The 11,115-nt window shown below is 67.5% G+C and carries 12 protein-coding genes; 5 read left to right on the top strand and 7 right to left on the bottom strand.

Features of this window, described 5'->3' with window-relative positions; all coding sequences use genetic code 11:
- Positions 1-61: 61 nt before the first annotated feature.
- On the bottom strand, positions 62-1,456 hold the full coding sequence (locus WAW85_RS02660) for a class II fumarate hydratase (protein ID WP_422558111.1): 1,395 nt from the start codon (positions 1,454-1,456) through the stop codon (positions 62-64).
- Positions 1,457-1,618: 162 nt separating this feature from the next.
- Between WAW85_RS02660 and WAW85_RS02655 the strand changes: the two genes are divergently transcribed.
- The gene (locus WAW85_RS02655) at positions 1,619-2,623 is read left to right on the top strand and encodes an NAD-dependent epimerase/dehydratase family protein (RefSeq protein ID WP_422558110.1); all 1,005 of its coding nucleotides are present in this window, start codon (positions 1,619-1,621) and stop codon (positions 2,621-2,623) included.
- A gap of 4 nt (positions 2,624-2,627) precedes the next feature.
- Here WAW85_RS02655 and WAW85_RS02650 read toward each other — a convergent pair whose 3' ends face one another.
- Positions 2,628-4,337: a fumarate hydratase gene (locus WAW85_RS02650; RefSeq protein ID WP_422558109.1), complete on the bottom strand. Its 1,710-nt coding sequence runs from the start codon at positions 4,335-4,337 to the stop codon at positions 2,628-2,630.
- Between the two features lie 81 nt (positions 4,338-4,418).
- Here WAW85_RS02650 and WAW85_RS02645 point away from each other — a divergent pair, with 81 nt between their 5' ends.
- Complete coding sequence (locus WAW85_RS02645; protein ID WP_422558108.1) at positions 4,419-5,084, top strand: trimeric intracellular cation channel family protein; 666 nt, start codon at positions 4,419-4,421, stop codon at positions 5,082-5,084.
- Position 5,085: 1 nt separating this feature from the next.
- Here WAW85_RS02645 and WAW85_RS02640 read toward each other — a convergent pair whose 3' ends face one another.
- Positions 5,086-5,718: a response regulator gene (locus WAW85_RS02640; protein WP_422558107.1), complete on the bottom strand. Its 633-nt coding sequence runs from the start codon at positions 5,716-5,718 to the stop codon at positions 5,086-5,088.
- Positions 5,718-6,899: a sensor histidine kinase gene (locus WAW85_RS02635; protein WP_422558106.1), complete on the bottom strand. Its 1,182-nt coding sequence runs from the start codon at positions 6,897-6,899 to the stop codon at positions 5,718-5,720. The genes WAW85_RS02640 and WAW85_RS02635 overlap by 1 nt, the downstream gene beginning before the upstream one ends.
- Positions 6,900-7,030: 131 nt before the next feature.
- Here WAW85_RS02635 and WAW85_RS02630 point away from each other — a divergent pair, with 131 nt between their 5' ends.
- Positions 7,031-8,032: an FtsX-like permease family protein gene (locus WAW85_RS02630; protein WP_422558105.1), complete on the top strand. Its 1,002-nt coding sequence runs from the start codon at positions 7,031-7,033 to the stop codon at positions 8,030-8,032.
- Between the two features lie 11 nt (positions 8,033-8,043).
- Positions 8,044-8,745, top strand: coding sequence for an ABC transporter ATP-binding protein (locus WAW85_RS02625; protein ID WP_422558104.1), 702 nt, complete (start codon positions 8,044-8,046; stop codon positions 8,743-8,745).
- Positions 8,746-8,763: 18 nt separating this feature from the next.
- On the opposite strand, the gene glpX is transcribed toward WAW85_RS02625, so the two are convergent.
- Entirely contained in the window at positions 8,764-9,750 is a 987-nt protein-coding gene (gene glpX / locus WAW85_RS02620; RefSeq protein ID WP_422558103.1) for a class II fructose-bisphosphatase, read from the bottom strand.
- Positions 9,751-9,846: 96 nt separating this feature from the next.
- Between glpX and WAW85_RS02615 the strand changes: the two genes are divergently transcribed.
- Entirely contained in the window at positions 9,847-10,413 is a 567-nt protein-coding gene (locus WAW85_RS02615; RefSeq protein WP_422558102.1) for a DUF4245 domain-containing protein, read from the top strand.
- A 25-nt stretch (positions 10,414-10,438) separates the two neighbouring features.
- On the opposite strand, the gene WAW85_RS02610 is transcribed toward WAW85_RS02615, so the two are convergent.
- Together WAW85_RS02610 and WAW85_RS02605 are read right to left on the bottom strand one after the other, a co-directional pair.
- Positions 10,439-10,654: an exodeoxyribonuclease VII small subunit gene (locus WAW85_RS02610; RefSeq protein ID WP_422558101.1), complete on the bottom strand. Its 216-nt coding sequence runs from the start codon at positions 10,652-10,654 to the stop codon at positions 10,439-10,441.
- Positions 10,651-11,115 (bottom strand): exodeoxyribonuclease VII large subunit (locus WAW85_RS02605; RefSeq protein ID WP_422558100.1); only part of this gene is annotated, 465 nt, incomplete at its 5' end. The genes WAW85_RS02605 and WAW85_RS02610, both read right to left, overlap by 4 nt.

Genomic DNA, 11,115 nt, shown 5'->3' with positions numbered 1-11,115 from the left:
GTGCGGGCCGTCTGCTGCCCGCCGAAGCTGGCCAAATCATATCGGGTGACCGGCGGACCGGTTAGCGTTGCCGGTCGAGTTTCGCCATCGTGAGCACATCGAGGCGGCGGTCGAGCTCGGCTTCGGTGAGGTCGTCGTTCACCAGACCCCGGTCGATGACCGTCTGCCGGATGGTCTTGCCTTCGGTCAACGCCTGCTTGGCGACGGCGGCGGCTTCCTCATAGCCGATGACGCTATTGAGCGGAGTGACGATCGACGGGCTCGACTCGGCCAGGTGGCGAAGCCGCTCGGTATGGGCGACGAGGCCGGCGATGCAGCGGTCGGCGAACAGTCGGGACACATTGGTCAGCAGCGTGATCGACTCCAGCACGTTGCGCGCCATCATCGGGATGTACACGTTGAGCTCGAAGGCGCCGTTGCCGCCGCCCCAGGTGACGGCCGCGTCGTTGCCGATCACCTGGGCCGCCACCTGCGTCACCGCTTCGGGCAATACGGGATTCACCTTGCCGGGCATGATCGAGCTGCCCGGCTGCAGGTCCGGCAGCGCGATCTCGCCGAGGCCGGTGAGCGGCCCCGAGCCCATCCAGCGGATGTCGTTCGCGATTTTGGTGAGACTCACCGCGACCGTTTTGAGCTGCCCGGACAGTTCCACCAGGCCGTCGCGCGCGGCCTGCGCCTCGAAATTGTTCTGCGCGAGCGCCAAGGCGTCGACGCCGGTGAGGCGCTGCAGTTCGGCGACCACTTTGCTGCCGAACCCGTCGGGGGCATTGAGACCGGTACCGACGGCGGTGCCGCCGATCGGGAGCTCGCCGAGCCGGGGGAGTGTGGCCGCCACGCGCTCGATGCCAGCCTCGACCTGGCGGGCGTATCCGCCGAACTCCTGGCCGAGCGTCACCGGCACGGCGTCCATCAGGTGCGTGCGGCCGCTCTTGACCGTCGTGCGCCACTCCTCGGCCTTGCGCGTGAGCTCGTCGGCCAAGTGCGCCAGTGCGGGGATCAGGCCCGTGACGACGGCCTCGGTCGCGGCGACGTGCGTCGCGGTGGGGAAGGTGTCGTTGGAGCTCTGCGAGGCATTGACGTCGTCGTTCGGATGCACCACGACGCCGTGCTGCGCGCAGATTGAGGCGATCACCTCGTTGGCGTTCATATTGGAGCTGGTACCCGAGCCGGTTTGGAAGACGTCGATCGGGAACTGGTCGTCGTGGCGGCCGTCGGCAATTTCTAACGCGGCGGCGATGATGGCGTCGGCTGTGGTCGCCTCGAGCAGACCCAGGTCCAAGTTGACCTGCGCGCACGCCGCCTTGAGCAGGCCCATCGCCCGGATCTGCGACCGCTCCAGCGGCCGAAACGAGATCGGAAAGTTCTCCACTGCGCGCTGCGTCTGCGCCCGCCACAGGGCGTCGACAGGCACCTTGACCTCGCCCATGGTGTCGTGTTCGATCCGGTACTCGGTCATGGTGCCGCGCCTCCTGCATCAGTGGTTAGGTGAACCTAATTATACGCTGGCGGGTCAAGCGGACCGCGCTGCCGCGAAGCTGAACTTTTGGCATTGCGCGGATTCGTCCGCAGACTGTGACTTACGGTCAGCGGCACCGGCGCCACGATCACCAGGAGAACCATGTCCGAGTCACCCGCCCGTTCGGCCCCGACGCTCAGCGGCCGCACCGTCCTCATCACCGGAGCCAATGGCTTCATCGGGCGGGCTGTCAGCGCCCGACTGCGCGCCCTGGGCGCCCAGGTCCGCGGCGTCGATCTGGTGCCGGACCTCGATCACCAGGTGGTGGCTGGCGACGTCACCGACCCCAGCGGCTGGTCCGACGCACTCACCGGGGTCGACACGGTGATCCATACGGCCGCACTCCTCGGCGGAGCCTACCGACTTCAGGACGCGTGGCGCGTCAACGTTCTCGGCACCAGCCGGGTCCTCAGCGCGGCAATCGACGCCGGCGTCGGCAGGTTCATTCACTTCTCATCGATCGCGGTGTACGGCTTCGACTTCCCGGACGGCGTCGACGAGTCGAGCCCCACCCACGTCAACGGGGACGCTTACACCGACACCAAAATCAATTCAGAAGCCGTTGTCCTCGCCGCACACGCCGCCGGGCAGATCGACGTCACTGTCGTGCGCCCCGGAGATGTGTGGGGGCCCGAGTCGGTGTGGGTTCGATCGCCCCTCGCCGAGTTGAAGAAGCCCACCGGGCTGCCCTTGCCGAATGGCGGAGCCGGCATCTTTTCGCCCGTCTACATCGACAACTTCGTCGACGGTCTGATGCTGATCGTGGCGTCAGGAGAAGCAGCCGGCGAGGTGTTCATTCTCAGTGACGGTGTCGGCGTACCGTGCCGGGAGTTCTTCGGTCACCTGCAACGCATGAGCGGCGGAACGATCCGCACGCTGCCGATGGCGATCGCCGCGCCCCTCGCCGACATCGCGGGACGGATTCTCCGAGCATTCGGTGAACAGTCTGATCTGTGCTCGGGGACGATGGGCCTGCTCAACCGGCCGGGCACCTACTCTATCGAGAAGGCCCGCCGGGTACTCCGATACGAACCACTTGTGACGATCGACGAGGGTATGGCCCACGTCGAGCAGTGGGCCCGCGACAACGGGCTGATCGGCACCTGAGGGGTCAGCGTTCCTTGGAGCGGATCCGGACACCGGAGATGGGGACGCTGACGGCGCCGCCGGGATCGGTGAAGAAATCGTTGCCCTTATCGTCGACGACGATGAAGGCGGGGAAGTCTTCCACCTCGATCTTCCACACCGCTTCCATACCCAGTTCGGGGTACTCGATCACTTCCTGGCTCTTGATGCAGTCCAGAGCCAGGCGGGCGGCCGGGCCGCCGATGGAACCGAGATAGAAGCCGCCGTGCGCATCGCAGGCCTGGGTGACTTGCTTGGAGCGGTTGCCCTTGGCCAGCATCACCAGGGAGCCGCCAGCCGCCTGGAACTGCTCGACGTAGCTATCCATCCGGCCGGCCGTGGTCGGGCCGAACGAACCCGACGCCATGCCCTCGGGGGTTTTGGCCGGACCGGCGTAGTAGACCGGGTGGTTCTTCAGGTACTCGGGCATCGGCTCGCCGGCGTCCAGGCGTTCGGCGATCTTTGCGTGCGCGATATCGCGGGCGACCACCAGCGGGCCGGTCAGCGACAACCGCGTCTTGACCGGGTATTTGCTTAGCTCGGCCAGGATTTCGGGCATCGGGCGGTTCAGATCGACCTGCACCACCTCGCCGCCCTCGATGTCTTCGGCGACGCCGGCATCGGGCATGTACTGCGCGGGATCGGTCTCCAACTGCTCGAGGAAAACGCCGTCGGCGGTGATCTTGCCCAGTGCCTGCCGGTCGGCCGAACAGGACACGGCGATCGCCACCGGGCACGACGCACCGTGCCGCGGCAGCCGGACCACCCGCACGTCGTGGCAGAAGTACTTGCCGCCGAACTGTGCGCCGATCCCGAACGACTGGGTGAGTTTGAAGACTTCCTCCTCCAGTTCGTGGTCGCGGAAGCCGTGTGCCGCCATCGAGCCCTGCGTCGGCAGCTCATCCAGGTAGTGGGCCGAGGCGTACTTCGCGGTCTTCAACGCGAACTCGGCCGAGGTGCCGCCGATCACCACGGCCAGATGGTACGGCGGGCAGGCCGCGGTACCCAGCGAGCGGATCTTCTCGTCCAAGAAGGTGAGCATCTTCTTCGGGTTGAGGATGGCCTTGGTCTCCTGGAACAGGAACGACTTATTGGCCGAGCCGCCGCCCTTGGCCATGAACAAGAACTTGTACTCCGGACCCTTCGGCCCCTGCTCGGTCGCATAGATCTCGATCTGCGCGGGCAGGTTGGTGCCGGTGTTGCGCTCCTCGTAGGTGGTGAGCGGCGCCAGCTGTGAATACCGCAGGTTCAGCTTGGTGTACGCGTCGTACACCCCGCGCGAGAGGGACTCGGCGTCGTCGGCGCCGGTCAGCACGCCTTCGCTCTTCTTGCCCATGATGATCGCGGTGCCGGTGTCCTGACACATGGGCAGCACGCCGCCCGCCGAGATATTCACATTCTTCAGCAGATCCAGGGCCACGAAGCGGTCGTTACCCGAGGCTTCCGGATCGTCGATGATCTTGCGCAGCTGCGCCAGGTGCGCCGGACGCAGGTAGTGGCTGATGTCGTGCATCGCTTCGGCGGTGAGCCGCTGCAGGGCGGCGGGCTCCACCTGCAGGAAGGTGCGGCCGTCGACGTCGAAGGTGGACACCCCCTCGGTGGTGATCAGTCGATACGGGGTGTCGTCGTGGCTTGTGGGCAGCAGATCCGAATAGCGGAATTCCGGGGCATTAGCGGCTTCACTCACGGATTGCATCTTACGGCGACGACCTTCTGACCTGCGCCTTAGCGCATCCTAACTTGAGCCTCGGGCGGAGCGGAGTAGCGTCCCCTACTTGTGGCAGACCTCAACGAGACGGCGTCGACGCTGCACCAGTACGGCGAACTGGTCGGTGTGGCCGCATTCGCGCTGTCCGGTGCGCTCACCGCGGTGCGCCGAAACATGGACATCGTCGGCATCCTGTTGCTCGCGGTGGCCACCGCGCTCGGCGGCGGCATCATTCGCGATCTGATCATCGGCAACACCCCGCCCAATGCTTTCACCGATATGAGCTACGCGGTGGCCGCGCTGCTCGCCGGCGGGGTGATCTGCGTGTGGCACCCGCCGTCGAATGTGATGACCAAATGGTCGCTCGAGGTGACCGACGCGATCGGCCTGGGCCTGTTCGCGGTCACCGGCACCGTGATCGCCCACGAGTGGGGCATGTCGGCGCCCGGTGCTGCGCTGCTGGGCATGACGACCTGTATCGGCGGAGGGGTGATCCGGGACGTGCTCTCCGGCCAGATTCCGACGGTGCTGCGTCCGGGGCAGAATCTATACGCAATCCCGGCGCTGACCGCGGCCGCGGTGGTCGCCGTCCTGCTGCGCTACACCGAGTATCAGCCGTGGATGGGTTTGGCGTGCGCCGCCCTGGCCATCGCGATCCGCATAGGCTCCCTGGTCTTTGGCTGGCACGGTCCGCAGCCTTGGTACATGCGAACTCTGGACGCGCCGGAGAGGTAGCTCAGGAGATCAGCCCACGCTCCCGGGCCACGGCCACCACGCGGGTCCGGCTGGTGACCCCGAGCTTGTCGAAAATGTGCACCAGATGCGACTTCACCGTTGCTTCCGAAATGAACAGTCGTTTAGCGATCTCCCGATTGGAGCCGCCGAAGGCCACCTGCTCGAGGACATCGAGTTCGCGCACAGTCAGTGCCTGGGTGGGGGCGGCCATCCGGTCGAGCAGCCGCGCGGCGATCGGCGGCGCCAGGACCATCTCACCCGCCGCGGCGCTGCGGATGGCGGTCACCAGGGTGTCCGGCGCGGTGTCCTTCAGCAGGTATCCGGTCGCACCGGCGTCGACGGCGCGCACAATATCGGCATCGGACGCGTAGGTGGTGAGGATCAGCACGCGCGGCGGATCGGCCAGTGCGCGGATCCCCTCGGTGGCGACCACGCCGTCGCGACCGCCGGAAGCGGTGCCGTGCAGGCGCAGATCCATCAGCACCACATCGAGCTGTTCGCTACCGGCCAGCGCGATCGCCTCATTCGCATCGGCGGCCTCAGCGACGACGTCCAGGTCGGGCACCGGATCGAGGACGGCCCGCAGGCCGGCGCGGACTACGGGGTGGTCGTCGACCAGCATCACGCGGATCATCAGCGATCTCCTTGATCGAGGGGCAGACACACATGGACGGTGGTGCCGTCGCCGGGTTCGGAATCGACGGTAGCAGTGCCGCCGCACCGTTGAACGCGAGTACGTAGGGCGTCCAGGCCGAAACCGGTGCCCGAGCCAGTTCCCGGGCGGGTTGGGTCAAAGCCGCGGCCGTCGTCGACGACGTCGAGGTGGACTTCGTCGGTCAACGTGGTGAGTGTGACGACCGCCCGTGACGCATCCGCGTGGCGCACCGCATTGGCCAGTGCTTCTTGCGCCGTGCGCAGCAGCGCCGAGCGCAGGGGTTCGACGAGTTCGGGTGGGTCGCCGTGGATGTACAGTTCGGCGGGCAGACCCAGCCGACGCACACGTTCGACGGCGGCACGCAGGCCGTCGGCCAACGGGTCCGGCGCGGCCGCCGGACCCTCAAGACCGCGCAGATAGCCGCGAGTCTGGGCCAGCGCGGCCGTTGCCATCTCCAACGCCGTGACGGTCTGGCGGCGTTGCTGGTCGGCCGGTGAGTTTGCGTCAGTCGCCGAGGCCAGCAGCATAACGATGCTGGCTAGGGCCTGGCCGGCGCCGTCGTGGATCTCGCTGCCCATTCGCGCCCGCTCGGCGATCACCACCGCTTCGCGTTCCTGCTCGACGAGCCGCAATTGCGTTTGCGCCAACTCCTGCGACAGCGCATCGCGGGCGGCGGCGGCATCGACCACCCGGTGCACGGCCTCGGTTACTGCGATCGCGGTGGCGATCCCGATCAGCGGGCCGATCACCGCGCCGACCCCGACCGGGTCGGTGCGCAGTGCGGCAGTTACCGCGACGGCCGCGATCACCAATTCCGCCCCGATGGCCCCAGGCAGCGGGACAAAGTGCCAGCACAACATGGCCAGGACGAAGGCCAGCCAGATGAAGTCGGGGGCGGCGAGGGTGAGTGCCGCCCACCCCGCGATCAGCACCAAGGTCCACGGGGCCGCGCTACCCCGGTGCCGCACCGAGATCGCGAACACGCCGTACAGATACCAGGCGCACAGCGCCGTCGCGCCGACGATCACCGGGACCGCCGAGCCGCCGGCGTTCTGGACGGCGCGGGCCACCCCGACCGCCATCAGCACCGTGAAGAGCAGATGTCCGCCCCACTGCACATAGCGGTCGGCGGTCATCGGCAGCCGGGAGACGGAAGGCACCGCACCATTATCCCTGCCCGGCGAGGCAGGCGGCCTCCAACTTTCGATGGACTCCAGAACAGTGCTTCTGCGCGATTCCGCCGCACCGGTTGATCGCGACAATGAGAGCAACACGAAAAACGGAGGTACCGATGTATATCGGTTGGCGCGAGATCCGCCGCTCGGCGGGCAAGTTTGGACTGATGACCGGGGTGATCGCCCTGCTGTCGTTCATGGTGGTGGCACTGTCGGCGTTGACCGGTGGATTGCAGCAACAGTCGGTGTCGGCGGTACAAGCATTGCCCGGCAGCGGACTGGCCGTCCAGCAGGACGCGACCGGTGCGGCGGCGACCCTGGTCGACAGTCGGCTCGACGCGGCCGCTGTCGAACGGATCCGGGACGCCGACCATGGCGCCGCACCGCTGGGCATCGCGATGTCCGGGGTCGGTGCCGGGGGGATGAGTACGGCAGTGGCCGTATTCGGCCGCGCCGATGCGGCCGCGGGTGTGCGGCTGCGTCCAGACACGGCCCAGACGCTCGGGGTCTCACCCGGCGACGAGGTGACCGTCGGCGGCACGACCGCACGCGTCAGCTCGATCGGCGAGACCGGAATGTTTGCGCATTCGCCGGTCGCCGAGGTGCCGCTGGATCTGTGGCGGCAAGCCGCCCACCGCGACGAGCTGACCGCAATGATCACCACCGGCGCCTTCGGCAATATCCACGGGGTCGCCCAGGCGCAGGGCAGTGCGCGCCTCGACCTGATTCCCGGCTATTCCTCCGAGCACAACTCGCTGCTGCTGATCCAGGGTCTGCTGCTGGTGATCTCGGCGGTGGTGGTCGGCGCGTTCTTCGCCGTCTGGACCAGCCACCGGTTGTCGTCGCTGGCAGTGGTCCGCGCGATGGGTGCGGGCAAAGGTTATCTGCTGCGTGACGGCCTCGGCCAGGCTGCGGTGGTGCTCGGTGTCGGGCTCACCGCGGGTGCGGTGGTCGGTGTGGCCGGGGCCTGGGCAGTGTCGGGCGTCATGCCGATCGCCATCACGGCCAGCGGCGTACTGGTGCCGATTGCCGCGATGGCCGTCCTCGGCCTGGCCGGCGCCACCCTGGCGCTGCGCCCCCTCACTTCCGTCGATCCACTGACCGCACTCAACCGATAAGGACACGACCGATGACTCTGCGACTTTCTGATGTGAACCTGTCCTACCCCGACGGTGAGGACGGCCGCGTGGCCGCCATCGCCGGAGCCAACCTGACCGTGCAACCCGGCCAGGTGACCGCGCTGACCGGGCCGTCCGGCTGCGGCAAGTCGAGTGTGCTCGCGGTGGCGGGCACCCTGATCCGGCCCGATTCGGGACTGGTCGAGATCGACGGCACCGCCGTCGGCGAACTGTCCGAACCCGACCGCGCCCGGATTCGCCGTGATCAGATCGGCTTCGTTTTTCAGAACGACAATCTGCTGCCGGACCTCACGGCCCTCGAGCAGTTGCTGCTCGTCGCGCATCTGCGCGGTGCCCGGCCGTCGCGGCATCGCGCCGAGGCCCGCGATCTGCTGGCGCAGGTGGGGCTGACCGGACAGGAGAACAAGCTGCCCCGGCAACTCTCCGGCGGTATGCGCCAGCGGGTGAACATCGCCCGGGCGTTGATGGGGCAACGCACCGTGCTGCTGATCGACGAGCCGACGTCGGCGCTCGATCAGGAGCGGGGCCGCGCCATCATCGAGCTGATCGTGCGGCTCGCCCGCGAACGGGACCTGGCCGCGCTGCTGGTGACCCATGACCTGGCCACTCTGAACGTCGGTCAGGCCGGTGGTGTCGACGGCCTCGTGCGCATGCTCGACGGCAGGCTCGAAGACCGGGCATTGGTTAGCTGAGCGCCAGCCGGTCCGGTCTCAGAGATCGAGGCGGGCGTATTCGCGCAGCTTGGTGGTCTGGTGCACGGCCTCGATCCGACGGATGGTGCCGGACTTGGAGCGCATCACCAGCGAGCGGGTCGTGGCACCGTTGGAACGGTAGGTGACCCCGCGCAGCATGTCGCCGTTGGTCACGCCGGTGGCGCAGAAGAAGGAGTTCTCGCCGCGCACCAGAATGTCGTTGGTGAGCACCTGGTCCAGATCCAGTCCGGCGGCGGTGGCCTTGGCCCGCTCCTCGTCGCTGGTCGGCCACAGCTTGCCCTGGATCTCCCCGCCCATGCATTTCATAGCGACCGCCGAAATGATGCCCTCCGGGGTGCCGCCGATACCCATCAGCATGTCGACCGAGTTGCCGTCGTCGGCGGCGGCAACCGCACCGGCCACATCGCCGTCGGAGATCAACCGGATTTTGGCACCGGCCTCACGGATTTCGCGGATGAGGTCGGTGTGGCGGGGACGGTCCAGCACGACCACGGTGAGGTCGGCGACGTCGATACCTTTGGCGGCAGCGACCGAATTGATGTTCCAGGACACCGGCTTCTCGATGTCGATGGCACCCTTGGCGTCCGGACCGACGGCGATCTTGTTCATATAAAAGACGGCGGAGGGGTCGTACATGGTGCCGCGCTCGGACACCGCGATCACCGCGATGGAGTTCGGGCGGCCCTCGGCCATCAGTGTGGTGCCGTCAATCGGGTCGACGGCGACGTCCACCTCCGGGCCCTCGCCGTTGCCCACTTCTTCGCCGTTGTACAGCATCGGGGCTTCGTCCTTCTCGCCCTCGCCGATCACCACGACGCCGCGCATCGAAACGGTGGACAGCAGCTCGCGCATCGCGTCGACCGCCGCGCCGTCACCGGCGTTCTTGTCGCCGCGACCCACCCAGCGGCCTGCGGCGAGCGCGGCGGCTTCGGTGACGCGCACCAGTTCCATAGCGAGGTTGCGGTCCGGTGCTTGCTTCGACATCGTCGTCGGCTCCTAGCGTTGTAGCGAGAGATCGCCTTGATTCTGTCATGAACGACGATTCGTGTGGGCCGCGCCCCGACTGCGATACTGGGCGCCATGGCGGAGAAGAAACCTCGCATCCTGAACGACAGCAGGGACATGGTCTGGTCGATCATCCCGTTGCTGGTGATCTGCGTGATCATCGCGGGCATCGCGGGCAGTTGTTCGTGGGGCTTCGGCACTGACGCCGCGAAGCAGTCGATCCCCAGCTTCGACAGCGGGGCCGCCTTCACCGCCGACGCGCGCACCTTGCCGTTCGAAATCCGGGAGCCGGCGGTACCCGCCGGGTGGCAGTCGAATTCCGGTACGACGACGACGGTCGGCAATTCGCTGACCAGCAACGTCGGCTGGATTACCGAGTCGGGCAACTTTGTGCAGCTGAGCCAGTCGCAGGCCACCGAAGAAGGATTGGTTCGCAACCTGGGTGGTGATGGGGTGCTGGGCACCGGCACGGCCGAGGCCGGTGGCCGTACGTGGATCACCTACGCCAACGAGTCGGAGGATCGGCTCGTCTGGATCACCGATCTCGGTAACGTCCGGATCGGCTTGCTGGGCCGCGGTGACAATCCGCCGCTGGATGTGCTGGCCACCGCCACGCTCCGCGCGCAGCCGCTGGCCAAGTAGCCCTTCTCTGGGGGCGGCCTGAAGCTCAGGGGGTGGCGTCGAGGGTCTTTTCGATGCGTTCGGAGGCACCCTGGAGTTGGGTCAGGCAGTGCTTGGCCAGGGCTTCGCCGCGCTCCCACAGGGACAGGGACTCGTCGAGGCCCAGACCGCCGTGTTCGAGCGTGCCGACGACCTGGGCGAGTTCGTCCCGGGCGGCCTCGTAGCCGAGTTCGGCCACCGGGATGGGCTCGATGTCGCTCACGACTGATCTCCTTCTTCCGTGACGGCGGCGTGCACGGCGCCGTCGGACACCCGAATGCGCACGCGTGCGCCGGGTGGCAATTGGTCGGTGCTGCTGACTGCGTGTGGTCCGTCGGGTTCATCGATCCGCTGCACGACGGCGTAGCCGCGGGCCAGCGTCTGGGCCGGTCCCAGGGTTGCCAGCCGAGCCGAGAGCTGCGTCAGATGATGGCGCTCGACAGTCACGTGGTGCGTCTGACTGCGGCGCAGGTCGGTGCGCAGGCGCCGCACCGCTTCGCGCTGGGTCTCGATGAGTTGCTGCGGCCGGGCCAGCACCGGCCGGGCGCGCAGGCCGTCGACGATCCGCTCCTCGCGGGCCACCCAGTTGCGCAGGGCGTGCGCGCTGCGGGTCCGCTGGGTTTCGAGCATGGCGCGTTCGGCCGCGACATCGGGCGCCACCTGCTTGGCCGCATCGGTGGGGGT

It is taken from the genome of Gordonia sp. (in: high G+C Gram-positive bacteria) (genome assembly GCF_049299075.1).
Classification (GTDB): Bacteria; Actinomycetota; Actinomycetes; order Mycobacteriales; family Mycobacteriaceae; genus Gordonia.
This window is presented reverse-complemented; position numbering and strand designations above follow the sequence as displayed.